General features: G+C 71.6%; 20 protein-coding genes and 1 pseudogene. 9 read left to right on the top strand and 12 right to left on the bottom strand.

Going from position 1 to position 16,969, the window contains the following annotated elements; genetic code table 11:
• Positions 1-8: 8 nt before the first annotated feature.
• From AC21LY_RS03985 to mnhG, 4 genes are read left to right on the top strand one after another with little or no spacing between them, the layout of a single operon-like run.
• The gene (locus AC21LY_RS03985; RefSeq protein ID WP_489045420.1) at positions 9-1,700 is read left to right on the top strand and encodes a Na+/H+ antiporter subunit D; all 1,692 of its coding nucleotides are present in this window, start codon (positions 9-11) and stop codon (positions 1,698-1,700) included.
• Complete coding sequence (locus AC21LY_RS03980) at positions 1,693-2,391, top strand: Na+/H+ antiporter subunit E (RefSeq protein ID WP_489045024.1); 699 nt, start codon at positions 1,693-1,695, stop codon at positions 2,389-2,391. Before AC21LY_RS03985 ends, AC21LY_RS03980 begins: the two co-directional genes overlap by 8 nt.
• Positions 2,388-2,711: a monovalent cation/H+ antiporter complex subunit F gene (locus AC21LY_RS03975; protein WP_489045023.1), complete on the top strand. Its 324-nt coding sequence runs from the start codon at positions 2,388-2,390 to the stop codon at positions 2,709-2,711. Before AC21LY_RS03980 ends, AC21LY_RS03975 begins: the two co-directional genes overlap by 4 nt.
• The gene (gene mnhG / locus AC21LY_RS03970) at positions 2,708-3,040 is read left to right on the top strand and encodes a monovalent cation/H(+) antiporter subunit G (protein WP_489045022.1); all 333 of its coding nucleotides are present in this window, start codon (positions 2,708-2,710) and stop codon (positions 3,038-3,040) included. The genes AC21LY_RS03975 and mnhG overlap by 4 nt, the downstream gene beginning before the upstream one ends.
• 24 nt (positions 3,041-3,064) lie before the next feature.
• Here the strand turns inward: mnhG and AC21LY_RS03965 are convergent, their stop codons facing one another.
• The 11 genes from AC21LY_RS03965 to napA all read right to left on the bottom strand — a co-directional run bounded on the left by AC21LY_RS03965 (position 3,065) and on the right by napA (position 12,723).
• The gene (locus tag AC21LY_RS03965) at positions 3,065-4,078 is read right to left on the bottom strand and encodes a pyridoxal-phosphate dependent enzyme (protein WP_489045021.1); all 1,014 of its coding nucleotides are present in this window, start codon (positions 4,076-4,078) and stop codon (positions 3,065-3,067) included.
• The gene (locus AC21LY_RS03960) at positions 4,075-4,995 is read right to left on the bottom strand and encodes a GHMP family kinase ATP-binding protein (RefSeq protein WP_489045020.1); all 921 of its coding nucleotides are present in this window, start codon (positions 4,993-4,995) and stop codon (positions 4,075-4,077) included. The genes AC21LY_RS03965 and AC21LY_RS03960 overlap by 4 nt, the downstream gene beginning before the upstream one ends.
• Positions 4,992-6,197, bottom strand: a complete 1,206-nt coding sequence (locus AC21LY_RS03955; protein WP_489045019.1) for an MFS transporter — start codon at positions 6,195-6,197, stop codon at positions 4,992-4,994. Before AC21LY_RS03955 ends, AC21LY_RS03960 begins: the two co-directional genes overlap by 4 nt.
• On the bottom strand, positions 6,194-7,000 hold the full coding sequence (locus AC21LY_RS03950) for a Rossmann-like domain-containing protein (RefSeq protein ID WP_489045018.1): 807 nt from the start codon (positions 6,998-7,000) through the stop codon (positions 6,194-6,196). The genes AC21LY_RS03955 and AC21LY_RS03950 overlap by 4 nt, the downstream gene beginning before the upstream one ends.
• Complete coding sequence (locus AC21LY_RS03945; protein WP_489045017.1) at positions 6,997-7,998, bottom strand: ABC transporter substrate-binding protein; 1,002 nt, start codon at positions 7,996-7,998, stop codon at positions 6,997-6,999. Before AC21LY_RS03945 ends, AC21LY_RS03950 begins: the two co-directional genes overlap by 4 nt.
• A 26-nt stretch (positions 7,999-8,024) precedes the next feature.
• Entirely contained in the window at positions 8,025-8,774 is a 750-nt protein-coding gene (locus tag AC21LY_RS03940) for an ABC transporter ATP-binding protein (protein ID WP_489045016.1), read from the bottom strand.
• Positions 8,771-9,841 (bottom strand): FecCD family ABC transporter permease, encoded by a 1,071-nt coding sequence (locus tag AC21LY_RS03935; RefSeq protein ID WP_489045015.1) that lies wholly within the window; start codon positions 9,839-9,841, stop codon positions 8,771-8,773. The genes AC21LY_RS03940 and AC21LY_RS03935 overlap by 4 nt, the downstream gene beginning before the upstream one ends.
• A 75-nt stretch (positions 9,842-9,916) precedes the next feature.
• Positions 9,917-11,053 (bottom strand): glutamate--cysteine ligase, encoded by a 1,137-nt coding sequence (locus AC21LY_RS03930; protein ID WP_489045419.1) that lies wholly within the window; start codon positions 11,051-11,053, stop codon positions 9,917-9,919.
• A gap of 2 nt (positions 11,054-11,055) precedes the next feature.
• Positions 11,056-11,790, bottom strand: a complete 735-nt coding sequence (sodC, locus tag AC21LY_RS03925) for a superoxide dismutase[Cu-Zn] (RefSeq protein ID WP_489045014.1) — start codon at positions 11,788-11,790, stop codon at positions 11,056-11,058.
• Positions 11,791-11,909: 119 nt separating this feature from the next.
• Positions 11,910-12,377, bottom strand: coding sequence for a LytR C-terminal domain-containing protein (locus tag AC21LY_RS03920; protein WP_489045013.1), 468 nt, complete (start codon positions 12,375-12,377; stop codon positions 11,910-11,912).
• A 19-nt stretch (positions 12,378-12,396) separates the two neighbouring features.
• Entirely contained in the window at positions 12,397-12,723 is a 327-nt protein-coding gene (gene napA, locus AC21LY_RS03915) for a nucleoid-associated protein NapA (protein ID WP_489045012.1), read from the bottom strand.
• Between the two features lie 177 nt (positions 12,724-12,900).
• Here napA and AC21LY_RS03910 point away from each other — a divergent pair, with 177 nt between their 5' ends.
• The 3 genes and pseudogenes from AC21LY_RS03910 to AC21LY_RS03900 all read left to right on the top strand — a co-directional run bounded on the left by AC21LY_RS03910 (position 12,901) and on the right by AC21LY_RS03900 (position 14,381).
• Positions 12,901-13,491: a peptide deformylase gene (locus AC21LY_RS03910; protein WP_489045011.1), complete on the top strand. Its 591-nt coding sequence runs from the start codon at positions 12,901-12,903 to the stop codon at positions 13,489-13,491.
• Positions 13,376-14,041: pseudogene (locus AC21LY_RS03905) on the top strand (GNAT family N-acetyltransferase, cg3035/Rv0428c family); the annotation flags it as partial. The gene AC21LY_RS03910 and the pseudogene AC21LY_RS03905, both read left to right, overlap by 116 nt.
• A gap of 37 nt (positions 14,042-14,078) precedes the next feature.
• A complete protein-coding gene (locus AC21LY_RS03900) occupies positions 14,079-14,381 on the top strand; it encodes a GNAT family N-acetyltransferase (protein ID WP_489045010.1) in 303 nt (100 codons plus the stop codon).
• Between the two features lie 61 nt (positions 14,382-14,442).
• Here AC21LY_RS03900 and AC21LY_RS03895 read toward each other — a convergent pair whose 3' ends face one another.
• Positions 14,443-14,784, bottom strand: a complete 342-nt coding sequence (locus AC21LY_RS03895; RefSeq protein WP_489045009.1) for a GNAT family N-acetyltransferase — start codon at positions 14,782-14,784, stop codon at positions 14,443-14,445.
• 190 nt (positions 14,785-14,974) lie between these two features.
• Between AC21LY_RS03895 and AC21LY_RS03890 the strand changes: the two genes are divergently transcribed.
• Positions 14,975-15,757 carry an ABC transporter ATP-binding protein gene (locus AC21LY_RS03890; protein ID WP_489045008.1) on the top strand — a complete coding sequence of 261 codons (783 nt, stop codon included), beginning with the start codon at positions 14,975-14,977 and terminating at the stop codon, positions 15,755-15,757.
• Entirely contained in the window at positions 15,754-16,893 is a 1,140-nt protein-coding gene (locus tag AC21LY_RS03885; protein WP_489045007.1) for an ABC transporter permease, read from the top strand. Before AC21LY_RS03890 ends, AC21LY_RS03885 begins: the two co-directional genes overlap by 4 nt.
• Positions 16,894-16,969: the final 76 nt, after the last annotated feature.

Raw genomic sequence — 16,969 nt, 5'->3', positions numbered from 1 at the left:
AATCGTTGATGCTCGCCCTCATCCCGCTGCCGACGGTGCTGCCGATCGTCGCGGCCGCGATCACGATGGTGATGGGCCGGCACCCCCGGCTGCAGCGCCTGATCTCGCTGCTCTCGCTCACGGCGATCGTCGCGGTCTCCGCGCTGATGCTCTACTACACCGACCGGCACGGCACCGTCGCGCTGCACGTGGGCGGCTGGGGCGACCGGGACGACAAGGGCAGCCCGCTCGGCATCACCCTCGTCGCCGATCAGCTCGCGGCGCTCATGGTGCTGGTCTCGGCGATCGTGCTGCTGGGCGTGCTCGTCTACTCGGTCGGGCAGGGTATTCGCGACGGTGACGAGCACCAGCCCGTCTCGATCTTCTACCCGACCTATCTGATCCTCGCGGCGGGCGTGTGCAACGCCTTCCTCGCGGGCGACCTGTTCAACCTGTTCGTCTCCTTCGAGATGCTGCTCGCCGCGAGCTTCGTCCTCCTGACGGTGGGCGGCAGCGCCGACCGGATCCGGGCCGGCGTCTCGTACGTGATGGTCTCGATGGTCTCGTCGGTGATCTTCCTGCTGGGCATCGCGTACGCCTACTTCGCCACGGGCACGCTCAACCTCGCGGACATGGCGATCAGGCTGCAGGACCTGCCGTCGGGCACCCGGGCGACGCTGTTCGCGGTCCTGCTGGTGGCCTTCGGGATCAAGGCGGCGATCTTCCCGCTGTCGACCTGGCTGCCGGACTCCTATCCGACGGCCCCGGCCCCGGTCACCGCCGTCTTCGCGGGCCTGCTCACGAAGGTCGGCGTCTACGCGATCATCCGCGCGCACACGCTGCTCTTCCCGGGCGGCTCCCTCGACGACGTGCTCATGATCGCCGGCCTGCTGACCATGATCGTGGGCATCCTCGGTGCGATCGCGCAGACCGATATCAAGCGTCTGCTCTCGTTCACGCTGGTCAGCCACATCGGCTACATGATCTTCGGCATCGCGCTCTCGACGCCGCTGGGCCTGAGCTCGACCATCTACTACGTGGTGCACCACATCCTCGTGCAGACCACGTTGTTCCTCGTGGTCGGTCTCATCGAACGACAGGCGGGCGCCGCCTCGCTGCGCCGCCTCGGCGGGCTCGCCGCGGCCAGCCCGGTGCTCGCGATCCTGTTCTTCCTGCCCGCGCTGAACCTCGGCGGCATCCCTCCCTTCTCCGGCTTCGTCGGCAAGGTGGGACTCCTCGAGGCGGGCGTGCGCCAGGGCTCGGTGCTGGCGTGGGTGCTGGTCGCGGGCAGCGTGATCACCAGCCTGCTCACGCTGTACGCGGTGGTCCGCGTCTGGACGAAGGCCTTCTGGCGCCCCCGGTCCGACGCCCCGGAGGGGCAGCTGGCCGTCGCGCATCCGGAGGCCCTGCTCGACGATGCCGGCGTCATCGACTTCGCCGACCGCGAGGACCCTGGCCGGATGCCGCTGAGCATGGTCGCCCCGACCGCGGGGCTGCTCGGCGTCGGGCTGATCCTCGCGCTCCTGGCGGGGCCGATGTTCACCGTGACCGACCGCGCCGCGGAGCAGTTGATCGGCCGCGCGGACTACGTCGAGGCCGTGCTCGGCCCGGAGGGCGTCGCCAGGCTGAAATCGCCCGACGGTCACGGCGGGTGGCAGGCGCACTCGACGGCGCCCGGCACCGTCGAACCGCAGAACCGGGAGGGAGGCACGCATGGCTAGGCGACTCGTGACGCGCGTCCTGCCCGACCTGCGCGACGGCCGCGCCGTCCTCGTCAAGGTGGGACAGCTGCTCTGGCTCGACGCAGTGTGGGTGATGCTGTGGGGCGGCGTCACCTGGGGCAACATCGCCGGCGGCCTGCTCGTCGGGCTCGCGATCCTGTTCCTGCTTCCGCTGCCCCCGGTGCCCGTCGAGGGACGCGTGCACCTCGGGGCGCTGCTCAAACTGGGCGCCGTCTTCGTGGTCGAGATGTTCCGGTCGTCGATCGACGTGGCGTGGCTGGCGATCCGGCCCGGCGCGATGCCGCTCAGCGCGGTCCTGCGGGCGAAGGTCTCGATCAAGTCCGATCTGGTGCTCACGCTGCTGGTCGACATGATGAACCTGATCCCGGGCACGATGGTGCTGGAGATCGATACCAAGCGGCGCCTCCTCTACGTGCACGTGGTCGACGTGAGCAGCGAGAAGGCGGTGCGCCAGTTCTACCGCAGCACAGCGCGTCTCGAGCGGCTGTTCATCGACGCCTTCGAGCGCGATAACGAGTGGCACGCGAGTCCCCTGCACGGCATCGACGACGACGAGTACCACCACGCCACCCCGGCGGCACGGAGCCTCGCGGGCGACGCCCGGCGGATGGCCGCGCCCGAGATCGCCTACCGCAAGGCACGCCGGACCGAGGACGAGGAGAAGGCATGACCATCGTCTTCGTGATCACCGGCACGGTCCTCGTGGCCGCCGCCTTCCTCACCACCTACCGGCTGCTCCGCGGCCCGAACACGCTGGACCGGGTCGTCGCCGTGGACGCGCTGGTCGCCATCGCCGTCGGCGGCCTGGCCGTGTGGGCGGCGTACAGCCGCAACTCGTCGGTCATCCCCGGGATCGTGGCGCTGTCGCTCATCGGCTTCGTCGGCTCGCTCTCGGTGGTGCGGTTCCGGGTGCCCGACGATGCCGGGACCGCCCCGGCGCCGCCCGACGAGACGCCGGACATCGCGCCGCGGAACGGAGGCCTCCGATGATCATCGACATCGTCTCGTCGATCCTGTTCCTGACCGGCGCGGCCTTCGCCGTGACCGCCGCGATCGGCATCATCCGCTTCCCGGACACGCTGACCCGCATGCATGCGGCCACCAAGCCGCAGACCCTGGGACTGCTCCTGCTGTTGGCGGGCGCGATCGTGCGGATGACCGACTCCGTCGACGTGTGGATGCTGGTTCTCGTGGGCCTGTTCACGATGATCACCGCGCCGGCGGTCGCGCACCGCGTGGGTCGCGTGGCCTACCAGGAGCAGCGCCTGCGGGACCGGACCATCGAGCCCGACCAGATGGAGACCGGCAGCCGGGATTAGCGGCGCCGGCCTCCGTCGGAGCACTCAGTCGGACGTGCCGGGCCGCCGGGCCCAGGCCATCCGCGACCAGGGCAGCGCGATGCCGGACGGATCGTCGACCAGCCGAGGCCGCACCGGCCCGTCGTCGGCGGGCGGAGCTTCCGCCAGCGCGCGCACGTAGCGTTGCCCGGTGTCCGGAAGCACCTGGACGGTGGCGTCGACCGGCTCGGCGCACCTCTGCTCGTACTCCGCCACGGCGTGCCCCGCGCCCGAGGAGAGCCCCGCGAACACCGCGTGATCGGCGAGCAGGCGGTGGGCCCCGCGCCGGGCGACCTCGTAGGACACCCAGTGGATGACGTCGTAGAGCCGGTGCCGGACGTTCTCGAACGGGATCGACGAGCCGATGCCCGCGATGAGCATGGCGGGGTCCTCCACGTGCTCGGCGCCGAAGGTGACGCTGCCGAAGGGCTGCACTCCGACGAGGTGCACCCGGAGACCGGCCTCCTCGAAGCCCAGCCGCAGCGCCCCGCTCGAGACGCCGGATCCCACCGGCGCGACCAACCGCAGCGACGCCACACCGTCGGCCGCGAGCACCGCGGCAGCGCTCCGCGCGATGTCCCGATAGCCCAGGTAGTGCACCGGGTCGTGGTACTGCCGCATCCAGTGCAACGACGGGTCCTCGGCGAGCAGCTCGATGATCCGGCGGACGCGGCGGTCCTGGTCGAGCCTCAGCGACTCCGACGGCGGCATCTGCTCCAGATCGACACCGAGAGCGAGCAGTTGCAGCCGCAGGCACTCGTCGATCGTGGTGGATCCGACGATGCGGCAGCGCACGCCGGCCTCGTGGCAGGCGAGCGCCAGACCGTAGGCGTAGATGCCGGACGAGGAGTCGATGACGGTGCCTCCGGGCCGGATTCGTCCCGCGTCCAGTGCGAGCCGCAGCGCGGCCCGGGCCGAGGCGACCTTCATCGACTCGAACCGCAGGAGGTATCGCGTCTCGGCGGCCCGGATGAGGGCGGGCCGGCTCAGCGCCTCGGCGATATGACCGTAGCTCTTCATGCGGCTCCTCCGATCGGCATGGGCTCGGCTGCCACCTGGAATCCGGCGGCTCGCACCCGGTGCGCGGCGCGCCGCACCTCGTCCGTGGCCCGGGTGTCCGCGAACAGCAGACCCGCCACGTTGCCGGAGTGCGCCACCTGGACGCCGAGCGCACCGGCGCCCTCGGCCGCCGCGATGAGTCCGTCGAGATCGCGCTTGTAGTGCCGACTCTGGTTGAGTTGCGCACTGCGCGTGGCGACCGCGGCCACGGCCGCGGCGTCCCCCGCGGTCACCGCGCGGCGCAGCAGCGCCCGCAGCTCCTCGTACTCCGCCACGTGCCCGGCGCCCGTGTGCGCCAGGGACAGCGTGTCGACGGGGCCGCCCAGCACGCAGCGCACGAGGAGCATCCGCGGGAGCCGAGGTCCGAGCGTCTCGATGACGTGACCGTGCCTGTGCGCGAACAGGATCGGCTGGTCCGACCAGAGCGGATCGGACGCTCCCTCGGCACCGATCGCCAGGCGCGCGACGGTGTCCGTGTCGAGCTCCACGCCGCCGGAGTCCGCGACCGCGCGGACGGCGGCGAGGACGTCCGCGGTGGAGGAGCCGAGACCGAGTCCGACCGCCGCGGTCCGGGTCACGCGAAGTTCACCGCCGGTGAACCGGGGCGCACCGTGCGCACACAGATGGGCGACCGTCGCCTCGGCGGCGCGGCGCGCCTTCTCCAGATCCCGTGCACGGGAGCCGGACCCGACCCGCACCTGGCCGGTGGAGTCGGGCACGAAGACCGCGACGGAACCCACGGAACCGATCGGCACCGTCACCAGCCCTGGGCATTCGTCGAAGACGGGACAGCGGAAGCGCCCCTGGAGCAGTTCTCCGTGATGGCCGGTACAGCGCCCCACACCCACGCCGGGGGCTCCGGGGCGGCGCGCGCTCATGTGACCGGCTCCTCGGTCCGCAGCCGGGTCCGCGCCCGCAGGGCGAAGACAGCGGCGAGCGCTGTCGCGCCGCCGAGGGCGAGCCCCACCCCGGTCCACCCGCCGGTCGCGAGTGCGGCTCCACCGACCGTCGCGCCCGCGAAGACCCCGACGCTCTGCGCGGCGCCGTTGAGCGAGAGGACGGTGCCGCGCACCGCCCCGGCCCCGCGCACGAGCGTGGTCGTCACCGCAGCGGCGATGACGGCGTGCGCGGCCGAGACGACCGCCACCAACGGCCACGCCACCGCGATGTACGGGACGGTGTACAGCGCGATCATCGCGGCCGCGGCGACCACGATCGCGATCCCCGTCGTACGGAGCAGCCGGTCCGTGCCCTGGTCCTGCATCACCCTGCCGCCCACGAAGTTCCCGAGGAAGAAGGCGAGCCCCGATGTCGCCCAGACCAGGGAGAACCAGCCCGTCCCGATACCGAACCGCTCGGCGAAAGCGGCCGCGATGTAGGCCAGCGAGCCCATGAATGCCAGCGTGCGGAGCAACGAGATCGCCAGGACGTCCAGCGCACCGGGGATCGACCGCACGGTGCGGAAGGCCTCGAGGTAGCTCAGCCGCGTGTCCCCGCCGCTGGTGTCCCGCCTCCGCGCGACCAGGACCGCGACCAGGACCAGGACGACCGCGGTGGCTGCCATGTCCGCGCGCCATCCCCACAGCACCGCGGGGGCGGCCAGCACCGGCGCGGCGAGGACGGCGGTGAGCGTCATGGTCGACGAGATCAGTGTCGCCGCCCGCGCGGACGCCGCGGGTGTGTCGAACCGGTCGGCGGCCATCGCCGAGAGCGCGGGATTGAGGACCGCCGTGCCCGCCCCGATCAGGAGGCAGAAGACGATCCACGCACCGGTACTGCCCTGCAGCGCAAGGCCACAGCCCACGGCGAAGACGAGCAGGGCCGATGCCGCCACCGCCGACCGCGAGAGCCGGTCGAGCAGCGGCGCGGCCGCGACGCCGACCAGCAGCGCCGCCACCCCGCCGAGGCCGCGCAGACCACCGATCAGGTCCACGCCCGCGTGCGCGTCCGCGGCGATCGCGACGAGGAAGTTCGCCATCACGGTGAACGGCACCAGCCCCAGCGCGGCGGCGACGAGCATCGGCCAGATCGCGCGCACGAGTATCCGGTCGGGTACCGGGCGGTCCGCGGCCGTGCTCATGAGGCACTCCGGTACAGGTACATCGGCGAGGCGTCCGCGGAGAACTGCGAGAACGGGAAGTGCTCGGCCGAGAGGGCGGTGAGGCCGGCGCCGAGGAAGGCGCGGGCGACGGCGGCGCCGCTCTGTGCGTACACCGCCAGCGGCACGTCGCGCTCCCTGCAGACGGTGAGGATCTCGTCGAAACTGCCGTTGCCCAGGCTCATTCCGGTCGCGAGCACCGCGTCGGCCTCGGCCAGGACCGCACGGTGATCACCCGCGACGGGGTCGTCCCAGTGCGTGCGCTCCAGGTTCCGGTCCGCGAGCAGGGGCTCTCCACCGCGCTCCCGGATCGCGGCCACCAGTGGGTTCACCACGCCGATCAGCGCGACCCGCGCGCCGGGCGCGAAGTCCAGCAGTTCCGCGACGGCCGCGTCCCGGGCCACCGCGCGGACATCGGGGGTACCGGTGGGCAGTGTCCGCAGTACCGCGCGCGGGTCGTCGCGGTGGGGCGCAGCTGCGCCCAATGCGGCGTCGGCGGCGGCGATCCGGAGCGGCTGCGCGGGGTGTTCGAGGAGGGTCGTGAGGGGCTCGCCGGACAGGTCCGCGATATCCGGGTCCAGCTCCCTCTCCTCGAAGGCGCAGGCGCCGAACGAATCCCCGACGCGGATCAGGACGTAGCGGTTGCGGTAGCGCTGGTCGCTGCCCGCGAGGCGGGTGCCGTGCGCGACGAAGAAGACACTGCGGGCCACCGCACCGTCGGCGGCCTCGCGGGCGAGCTCGACGACGTCGGCGACGGATGCGGGAGCCGGGGCGGGCGCGGTCATCGGGCGGCTCCGCTCTGCTCCAGGTAGTCCGCGAGCGCCGCCGCGGCGTCGAGGTTACGGGCTCCCGCGATCATCTCGGCGTAGTCCACCACGCGGATGCGGTTCTCGCGCACCGCAGGCGAGTCCTTGATCGGCGACGACTGCCGGAGGTAGTCGATCTTCTGCTGCGCGGGCTGCTTGTCGTAGTCGACGATCACGATCACCTCGGGCTGGGCCTGCACGACCGACTCCCAGCCGACCGAGGTCCACCGTCCGTCCACATCGTGGGTCACCGAGCGACCACCGGCCAGGGAGATCACCTGATCGGCCGCGGCTCGACGGCCCGCGGTGTACGGCTCCGCCGTCCCGGAGTCGTAGATGAACACCGACGGTTTCACCGCCTTGCGGTCGGCGCGCTCCCGGAGCACGCGCTCGCGGGCGCGCAGGTCGCCGACCAGCTTCGCCGCGCGGTCCTGGACCCGGAAGATCGTCCCGAGGTTCGCGAAGTCGGTGTACGTGTCGGCCAACGGGTTCGCTTCGCCCGCGGTCGGCTTATCGCCGTAGTTGTAGCAGGTCTCCTCCTGCATGTAGCTGTCGATGTGCAGCTTTCCCAACGATTCCGGCGTCACTCCACGGGCCGGGCTGAAGCCCGCCTGCCAGCCGGCGAAGACCCAGTCGGCCTTGGCGGCGACGAGCGGTTCCTGAGTGAGGACGCCGTCGCTGAGGATCGGAACCTTGGCGTACTCATCGCGGTACGGGGACTTCGCGATCACGCCGTGCACCGTCTTCGGGAGCACGATGCCCTTGATCCGGTCGGTCAGGCCCAGGGCGAACATCTTCTCGATCGCCGCCACGTCGTAGGGGACGGCCGCGGTCGGTGACCGGTACTGCTGGTGCACACCGCAGTTGGTCACCTCGATGAGGTCGGTCGAGGTGTCCGCGGGGCGCGCGCCGCAGGCGGCGAGGCTGAGCACGGCGCTCGCCGCGACTGCCGCGGCGAGGAGGGAGCGGTGATGCATAGGGCGATCCTTTCGATCGATCGGTACTAGAGTTCGAAGCGGACCCGCGGCGGGCCGGTCCCGGACGCCGCGACGGTGGGACGGACCCCGTAGACCTCCGCGATGCGCTCCGGCGTGAGAACCTCCGCCGGGGTTCCGGAGACGACGACCCGACCCGCGGCCAGGAGCACCAGCCGGTCGCAGCTCTGCGCGGCGAGGTCGATGTCGTGGATGGCGGTGACGGTGGTCTTCGGGGTGGCGCGCAGCAGCCGCAGCAGGTCGAGTTGATGCCGTACGTCGAGATGGTTGAGGGGCTCGTCGAGCAGGAGCACCGGGGTGGCCTGCGCGAGGGCGCGCGCGATCAGGATCCGTTGGCGCTCACCGCCGGAGAGCCCGAGGACGCTGCGCCGGCGGAGGTGCGCCGCGCCGACCGCGTCGAGGGCCGCCGTACAGGCGCGCACCGCCCCGTCGGTCCCGGCGTCGCCGTGCGCGAACCGCCCCAGCATGACCGTCTCCTCGACGGTGAATCCCAGGTGCCCGGACTCGCTCTGCGTCACGGCGGCGATGCGGCGCGCACCATCGCGACGGCCGAGAGCGCCGAGGTCCTCCCCACCCACGCGGACGGTGCCCTTGGTGGGCGTGAGGGCGCGGTACAGGCAGCGCAGCAGGGTCGACTTCCCGCTGCCGTTGGGTCCGATCAGGCCGACGTGCTCCCCGTCGTCGATGGCGAGCGAGATCTCGTCGAGGATCCTGCGGCCGCCGAGCTCGACGGTGATCCGGTCCAGGTCGACCCTCACGCCGCACCTCCGAGCAGTCCCCCGCGCCGGCGGAGCAGTACGACGAAGACCGGCACCCCGACCAGGGCCGTGACGATGCCGAGCGGAAGTTCTCGAGGCGCGACGGCCACGCGGCTGAGGAGATCGACCCAGACCAGCAGCAGCGCGCCGACGAGTGGCGCGAGCAGTAGTACCCTCCGATGCGCCGGCCCCACCATCATCCGCACTGCGTGCGGGACGACCAGTCCGACGAATCCGACCGTGCCCGCGACCGAGACGAGCACCGAGGTCATCACGACGATGACGAGGAACAGCGCCCGGCGGGTGCGGTGCGGGTCGAGGCCGAGGGCGGCCGCCGCCTCGTCCCCCTGGGAGAGGACGTCGAGCACCCCGGCGAGGCGCCCGGTGATCAGGCCGCACGCGGCCACCGTCACCGCGACCAGCGGTAACACCGACCACTGCGCGCCGCCCAGCCCGCCGAGGAGCCAGAACATCACCGACCGCGCGGCGTCCCCGACCGGGTCGAAGAAGACGATCGCGCCCGCCAGTCCCTGGAAGGCGAAGGCCAGCACGACGCCCGTGAGCACCAGCCGGACCGGGCTGAGGGCACCGTCGGGCGTCCGGCTGAGCAGGTAGACCAGCAGCGAGGCGAGCACCGCGGTGACGAACGCCGCCCCGGCGGTCCCGGCGACGCCGACGCCAGCGACCGCACCGGTGGTGACCACGAAGCTGGCACCCACCGACGCACCACTGGAGATGCCGAGGATGAACGGATCGGCGAGCGGATTACGGACGAGGGCCTGGCACGCCACGCCTGCCAGCGCAAGCCCGGCACCGACCAGGGCGGCGAGCAGAACCCGGGGCAGACGGAGGTCCCAGAGGATCGAGTACGCCGAGTAATCCTCGCGGGCAACCGTTCCGCCGCTCAGCGCGGCCCACAGCAAGCGTCCGGTATCGCGCAGCGGAACCGCCGCGGCGCCTTGGGACACCGCGATCGCCATGGACGCGGCCAGGAGGGCGGCGAGGACGCCGGCGACCAGCACGGGGTGGGCACCGACGCCGTACCGCCGGTCCGAGGTGGACAACACGCGGCAAGATTAGTAACGATTACTTTTGTTAACAAAGATGCATGCGTCTATGGATGCCCGCCACACCCCCGCGACTCACGGGAGGATGAGTTCGCCCGTCACCGAGCGCACGACGTCGCGGTAGGCATCGGTGCTGCACACGCCGCCGGCCGTGGCCCGCTGTCGCTGGTAGGACGCGCCGCGGCGGGGGATCTCGGTCACGGCGGCCAACTCACGGGAACAGCCCAGCCGCCGCGCGATCGGGGTCAACTGCTCGAGCAGATCGTCGAGATCTTCGGTGACCAGGCGCTCGTTGTTGTCCGCGTCCTGGATGATGATCGCGTCGAGTCCGTACCGGGCGGCGCGCCACTTGTTCTCCTGGACGTGCCACGGCGGCAGGGTCGGCAGGGTCTCGCCCGCGTCGAGCCGGGAGTCGAGCCACACGACGAGGCAGTGGATCAGCGCGACCAGGGCCTCGAGCTCCGCGAACGAGGACATACCGTCGCAGATCCGCACCTCGATGGTGCCGAGGTGGCACGCGGGCCGGATGTCCCAGCGGATCTCGTTGAGGTGATCGATGATCCCGGTGGTCTTCTGGTCGTGCACGAAGCGCTCGAACTCACTCCACCGCTCGAACTGGAAGGGCAGGCCCGCGGTGGGCAACTGCTGGAACATCATCGCCCGGGTACTGGCGTAGCCGGTGTCGTGCCCGCCCCACATCGGGGAGCTCGCGGAGAGCGCCAGCAGGTGCGGGTAGTGGTTGAGCAACGCCGAGATGATCGGCAGCACCTTGTCCCGGTGGTTCACGCCGACGTGCACGTGCACGCCCCAGATGAGCATCTGCCGGCCCCACCACTGAGTGCGGGCGATCAGCTCGTCGTAGCGCGGATTCTCGGTGAGCTGCTGCGCGTTCCACTGCGCGAACGGGTGCGTGCCCGCTCCGAACAGGTCCATGCCCATCGGGTCCGAGGTCTCGCGGACGGCGCGGATGACCGCGGCCAGATCCGCCATCGCCTCCGCCGTGTTCTCGCAGACGCCCGTCACCACCTCGACGGTGTTGCGCAGCATCTCCGAATGCACCTGCGGCGCGATCTCCGGGTTCGCGGCGCGGACACCGTCGAACAGCTCCCCGGCCCTACTGACCAGGTCCGCGGTCTCCCGGTCGACGAGTGCGAATTCCCACTCGACGCCGATCGTCGGCCGCGCTGACGCCTCGAAGGCGACGGTCTCGATGACTAACCGACCTTGATCACGCCGCAGGCGATGCGCCCGCCGGCATCGCCGGTGTTGAGGGTGGTCTCGTCCGGCACGGGCTGACCCGGAACGATGTTGGTGTAGCGGGCGGACGGGATGTTGCCGAAGTTGTCGGGCTTCTCGTGGATCACGAGCGCGTTCCCATCGGTGTTCTTCTTGATGTCGGCGAGGGTGAAGGCGCCCGTGCTGGTCACGGTCTGACCGGTGCCGTTCGCGTTGACGAAGACCGAGACGAGGTCGCCGGTCATCGGGTGGCCGGTGGCGCCCGACTTCTGCCAGTGGCCACCCGCCGAGCCGAAGTTGGTGGCGGAGCCGGGCGCACCGTTCTTCGCGACCGAGTTCGGCTCGCACTTGCCCACCTCGTGGATGTGCATGCCGTGGAATCCGGCGGACAGGCCGGTCACGCGCACGTCGATGACGACCACACCGTCCTTCTCGGAGAAGGTGGCCTTGCCCGCGCTGCTGCCGTCGGGCTTGACGAGCGAAGCCTCGGCGGAGCCGGACGACGGCGCGCTCGCGGCCGGCTTCTCCCCGCCGTGCGCGGCGTTCGGGTCGAGGCTGCGGACGGGGCCCTGGGCCGGCACCGACGCACCCGTGACGACCGCGGGCGTCGTGCCGGGGCTGTCCGACCGCGGCTCGTCCGGAGTGCAGCCCGTCAGGGCGAGTGCCGCCACCGGAAGGATCGCGATCGGGGCGAGGAACTGACGCTTCGTCATCGATGACTCCTTATGGAACGGCTACCTGGGGCTGGGCCGCCCTGTGGCTGGTATTGCCCGAAATCATATCGGGGCCGATGCCGGGCCGAGGGGCAGGTCCCCGGTGCGGCGTCCGCGGGCTACTTTTTGACGACCGCGACGGCGAGCGCGCCCGCACAGGGCTCGAGTCCGGCGGGCCGGAGCGCAGTAGCGGCCCCCGGAAGTGCGGTGGCGACGGTCTTGGCCGCGTCCTCGCCACCCTCCGCGAAGTACACGGTGGTGGCGCGCGGGGCCGCAGGACGGTTCGGCCATGCGGCGGGATCGCCCGCCTGCACGGTGATGCCGGCCTTGGTGAGACGCTCGCGGGCATCGACGACGGGCGCCTTCGCGACGGAGATCAGGCACGCCGTCGGCTGGGCGGGTGCGGGCTGCGCCGTCTGCGTGGCGGCGGCCTTGATCTTCTCCTCCTGGGCGTTCAACGCCGCCTGCGGGTCGTCGTTGCGCGTCACGAGCCCGTGGACCCCGATCGCCGCGAGGATGATGGCGGCCGAGATCAGGATCATGATGATCGTCCGGATCGGGACGGCCCGGGTGTTCTGAGTGCTCACGACACCCGACTGTATCGGATCACGTGATCTCGAAGCCGAGCTTGCGAGCGGCCCGAGCCTTCTGCCTGCTCGCCCGGACACGACGCAGACGCTTGACGAGCATGGGATCGGCGGCGAGCGCCTCGGGGGTGTCGACCAGCGCGTTGAGCACCTGGTAGTACCGGGTCGCGGAGAGCCCGAAGAGCTCTTTGATCGCGTCCTCCTTGGCGCCGGCGTACTTCCACCACTGGCGTTCGAAGGCCAGGATGTCGTGTTCGCGCCTGGTCAGGCCGTCCTCGCCGCGCTCGTCGACGGGGTGCGCGTCAGTTCGGACCGTCTTCTGCGCGGCCGCACCGGCGCCCTCCATGCGTTCCCCTCGCATTCGAAATAACACTTCTGTAGTTCGCGTCAATCTAACCACGGCCGGCGCCGGCGCCCCGAGGCTCTGGACGCGTGTGTCGCGAACTCGCCGGGCGAGCCGCCCCGTCCGGCCCGGCCGAGTGCGCCTGTGCGGCCCGCACCGCCCCCGGACTACCGTGTAAGCATGTCCGTCCTCCCCATCGTCATCGTCGGCGACCCCGTGCTGCACACCCCCACGAAGCCCGTCGAGCTCGACGCCGACGGCCGGCCCTCCGCCGAGGTCGTGGCCCTGCTCGACGACATGTACGAGACGATGGACGTCGCCAACGGCGTGGGGCTCGCCGGCAACCAGGTGGGCCGCGGCCTGCGTCTGTTCGTCTACGACTGCCCGGACGAGGAGACCCGCGAGCGCCGCCGCGGCGAGGTGATCAACCCCGTCCTCACCACCTCCGAGATCCCCGAGACCATGCCGGACCCCGACGACGACTGGGAGGGCTGCCTCTCCGTCCCCGGCGAGTCCTTCCCGACGGGCCGCGCCGCCTGGGCGAAGGTCGTCGGCACCGACCGCAACGGCGAGCCGGTCGAGATCGAGGGCACCGGTTTCTTCGCACGGATGCTCCAGCACGAGACCGGCCACCTCGACGGCTTCCTCTACACCGATGTCCTCACCGGCCGCTACGCGCGCCAGGCGAAGAAGCTCATCAAGAAGCAGGGCTGGACCGTCCCCGGCCTCACCTGGGTGCCCGGCACCGTCGAAGACCCCTTCGGGCACTGACGTGCCGGTTCCCGGCGACCGGGTCGTGATCCGGCGGCTGCTGCCGTCCGGGCAGGCCTCGGACGTCATCGGGACCCTGCTCGCCGACGGTGACCCCCTGCGGGTCCGGGCGGACCGCGACGGCGCGGAGCATCTCGTGCCGCGGGACGCGGTCGTCCGATGGAAGACGGTGCCGCCCCGCCCCGTCCGGGCCGGCGAGATCCGGTCGCTGGACCTGGCGCGGGCCCGGTCCTGGTGGTCGGTGGAGCGGGAGTGGATCGACGGCTGGCTGTGCCGGGCCGCCCCGGGCGTGCCGGGGAATCGGGCGAACGCGGCGGCGCCCCTGCACCCCGACGCCTCCCTCGACCGGCTGGACGGCGTCCGCGCCTGGTACGCCGCCCGCGACCTGCCACTGCACCTGACGGTGTCCGAGCGGCTCCTGCCCGGCGCGTCCGCGCTCGCGCCTCTCGCCCAGCCCACGGAGGTGCTCACGGCGCCCGCCCTCGGCGCCGCCGACCCCGCGGTTCGGTTCGCCGCCGCACCCGATACCGCGTGGCTCTGCCTCACGGGAGCGGCCGCGCCGCTCGTCGCCTCCGTCGACGGGTGCCGTGCTCTTCGCCACCCTCCCCGGGCCCGACGGTGCCCCCGCGGCCGCCGGCCGCCTCGCGCTCACCGCCGACGCCACCGGAACGGTGTGGGCCGGGATCGGCTCGATGGCCGTCGCACCCGAGCAGCGCCGACGGGGCCTGGCCACCCGCCTCCTCGGCGCACTGCGCGCGCGGGCTGCGGACGAGGGCGCTCAGCGCGTCTTCCTCGAGGTCGTCCGGGACAACACCGCCGCCCAGGCCCTCTACCGCGGCCTGGGGTTCACCCGTCACCACGGCTACCACTACTGGACCGAGCCCCGATGACGACACCCGCGCAGCGGGTGGCGCGCGCCCGGTACGTCCGGGCGCTGCGCCGGCCCGGCTCCTAGGTGTGTGCCGCGGAGGTAACGATGTCCTGGTACTGCGGGAAGCGAGTGAGGAACGAGCGCACGTAGCTGCAGACGGGGATGACGCGGCGCCCGCGGGAGCGCAGGTCGTCGAGAACTCCCGACACGAGGGCCCGGGCGAAGCCCTGCTTGCCGAACTTCTCCATCACCACCGTGTGCAGCAGGATCACGTCACCGTGCTCGGTGACCTCGTACCCCTCGACGCCGATGAGCTCGTCGCCCGACCAGAGCTCGTACCGGTCGCGCACCGGATTGTCGAAGAGACGCAACGGCTCCCCCAGTTCCAGCGTGGGCGGGGGAACCTCGACCTTGTCAGCCATGAACACCTCCTGTGATGCGGATCACCCCACCGTACGCCGGAACCCCGACAAGCCGGTGGATGCACGACCGGTGTTTTCACATCCGTCACATTTCTCGATCGTGAACCCGGCAACGCCGCTACCGTGAAATCCATGACGCTGGTCGCCCGCGGGCTCACGCGGACCTTCAAACAGCATGTCGCGGTCGCCGATGCGAGGCTCACGCTCACCCCCCGGGCGCATCACCGGGCTGGTCGGGCCGAACGGCGCGGGCAAGACGACGCTGCTGCTCATGCTCGCCGGCCTGCTCCGACCGTCGTCGGGCACCATCGAACTCGACGGCGCCCCCATCACCGCGGACGCGCTCCGGTCCCGCGTCGGGTGGATGCCCGACGTCTTCGGCACCTGGGACTCCCTGACCCCGACCGAGATCCTGAGCACCTTCGCCAAGCTGTACGGCCTCCCCTCGAGCGAGGCCCGCGCCCGGGCGACGGACCTGCTGGCGCGAGTGCACCTCACCGAATTCGCCGACCGGCCGGCGCAGGTCCTCTCCCGCGGGCAGAAGCAGCGACTCGGTTTCGCGCGGGCGATGGTGCACCATCCACCGATCCTGCTGCTCGACGAACCCGCGTCGGGCATGGATCCGCGGTCCCGGTTCGAGCTCCGCGATTCCCTGCGCGCTCTCGCCGGCAACGGCGTCGCCGTCCTCGTCTCCTCGCACATCCTCTCCGAGCTCGGCGAGATGGTCGACGATGTGGTGATGATGTCGCAGGGCCGCACCGAGGCACCGCCCGAATCCGCGGTGACTCGGTGGCGGATCCGCCTGCTCGGCGAGCCGCCGAGCGGCGGAACGCATCTCACCTTCGGCTCCGAGTCCGACGCCGCCGCGCACCTCGCGCAGCAGATCGCCGACGGTGCCGAGGTCGTCGAGTTCGCCCGTGCCACCAGCGCTCTCGAGGACTCCTACTTCGCACTGGAGGCTGATCGCACATGAACCGCCGCACCGGATGGTGGCGCACCGTCGGCGTGCTCGTCGGCCTGGAACTGCGCCAACGCACCCGTGCCACCCGCTGGCGCGTCCTGCTGGGCGTCTTCTTCGTCGTCGTCTCGGCGGTGGTCTTCGGCCTCCTGTGGTTCATCACGGCGACGTCGCCGGGCACCGGCGGGCAGACCTTCGAGGAGAACCTCTACTTCATCGTCCTCGGCTTCATCGGCTTCCTCGGCCTGGTCATCGCCCCGACGATGACCGCCACGTCGATCAACGGCGACCGCAAGGACGCCACCCTCGCGGTCGTCCAGGCGACCCCCGCCAGCGGCGCACAACTCGCGACCGGCAAGCTCCTCGGCGCCTGGATCGCCTCCTGCGCCCTGCTCGTGGTCTCGGCGCCGTACCTGATCTGGGCGATCGCCGTCGCCGAGTACCCGGTCGTCTTCTCGATACTCGGCATCGTCGTGACGGCGCTGCTCTTCCTGTCCTACTGCGGCATCGGGCTCGGCTTCTCCGCGCTGCTGGCGCGGCCGATCGGCTCCGCCGCGATCACCCAGCTGGCCATGCTGTTCCTGCTCATCGGGCTTCCGATCATCACCGTCCTGCTGATCCCCGCCACGAAGACCGAGGTCTCCGCGGACCGGCCGACCTGGACGTACTCCGACAGCGGCGCGAGCGGCACGTGCCGCATCGAGCGGACAACCGTCACCGTCGAACACACCGAACGGGTGTGGTGGATCCTCGCGCCGAACCCGGCCGTCGTGCTCGCGGACGCCGCGGCGCAGCGCGACGACGGACGCGACGCGGACCGGGACCGCGCGCACCGATCGCGCTACACCTCGGACGATCGGCGCGCCCCCTCCGAATCCGGCCTCGGCGCCCTCGCCGACGGGGTCTCGGAACTGCGCACCGGGCCCGCCGCGAATCAGGATCGCACCTGCGGGCGGGCGGGAATCCGGACCGGCGACGACTTCGTCTCCTTCGCCGGCGACGAGCCGCGGCGGACCGACCGCTACCTCGGCCGCTCCTGGTACTGGGGCCTGCTGGCCAACCTCGCCCTCGGCGGGCTCGGACTGGCGATCGCAGCCCGCCGCCTGCGGGTTCCCTCGGGGAGGCTGCCCCGCGGTGTTCGGATTGCCTGACGACGCCTCCGCATCACGCCGTGTGGGGAGGGCGACCGGGCACCGGTGCCGGCGCGACCGCCCTCCCTTACTCCGG

This window comes from Tsukamurella sp. II2bb, from assembly GCF_057815145.1.
The sequence above is the reverse complement of the archived record's forward strand: the minus strand, read 5'-3'. Positions and strand labels throughout refer to the sequence as shown.

What these genes read in the sequence shown, in the direction of transcription:
- AC21LY_RS03985 (WP_489045420.1), top strand. Translation starts at nt 9, where the DNA reads ATGCTCGCCCTCATCCCGCTGCCGACGGTGCTGCCGATCGTCGCGGCC.
- AC21LY_RS03980 (WP_489045024.1), top strand. Translation starts at nt 1,693, where the DNA reads ATGGCTAGGCGACTCGTGACGCGCGTCCTGCCCGACCTGCGCGACGGC.
- AC21LY_RS03975 (WP_489045023.1), top strand. Translation starts at nt 2,388, where the DNA reads ATGACCATCGTCTTCGTGATCACCGGCACGGTCCTCGTGGCCGCCGCC.
- mnhG (WP_489045022.1), top strand. Translation starts at nt 2,708, where the DNA reads ATGATCATCGACATCGTCTCGTCGATCCTGTTCCTGACCGGCGCGGCC.
- AC21LY_RS03965 (WP_489045021.1), bottom strand. Translation starts at nt 4,078, where the DNA reads ATGAAGAGCTACGGTCATATCGCCGAGGCGCTGAGCCGGCCCGCCCTC.
- AC21LY_RS03960 (WP_489045020.1), bottom strand. Translation starts at nt 4,995, where the DNA reads ATGAGCGCGCGCCGCCCCGGAGCCCCCGGCGTGGGTGTGGGGCGCTGT.
- AC21LY_RS03955 (WP_489045019.1), bottom strand. Translation starts at nt 6,197, where the DNA reads ATGAGCACGGCCGCGGACCGCCCGGTACCCGACCGGATACTCGTGCGC.
- AC21LY_RS03950 (WP_489045018.1), bottom strand. Translation starts at nt 7,000, where the DNA reads ATGACCGCGCCCGCCCCGGCTCCCGCATCCGTCGCCGACGTCGTCGAG.
- AC21LY_RS03945 (WP_489045017.1), bottom strand. Translation starts at nt 7,998, where the DNA reads ATGCATCACCGCTCCCTCCTCGCCGCGGCAGTCGCGGCGAGCGCCGTG.
- sodC (WP_489045014.1), bottom strand. Translation starts at nt 11,790, where the DNA reads ATGACGAAGCGTCAGTTCCTCGCCCCGATCGCGATCCTTCCGGTGGCG.
- napA (WP_489045012.1), bottom strand. Translation starts at nt 12,723, where the DNA reads ATGGAGGGCGCCGGTGCGGCCGCGCAGAAGACGGTCCGAACTGACGCG.
- AC21LY_RS03910 (WP_489045011.1), top strand. Translation starts at nt 12,901, where the DNA reads ATGTCCGTCCTCCCCATCGTCATCGTCGGCGACCCCGTGCTGCACACC.
- AC21LY_RS03895 (WP_489045009.1), bottom strand. Translation starts at nt 14,784, where the DNA reads ATGGCTGACAAGGTCGAGGTTCCCCCGCCCACGCTGGAACTGGGGGAG.
- AC21LY_RS03890 (WP_489045008.1), top strand. Translation starts at nt 14,975, where the DNA reads ATGCGAGGCTCACGCTCACCCCCCGGGCGCATCACCGGGCTGGTCGGG.
- AC21LY_RS03885 (WP_489045007.1), top strand. Translation starts at nt 15,754, where the DNA reads ATGAACCGCCGCACCGGATGGTGGCGCACCGTCGGCGTGCTCGTCGGC.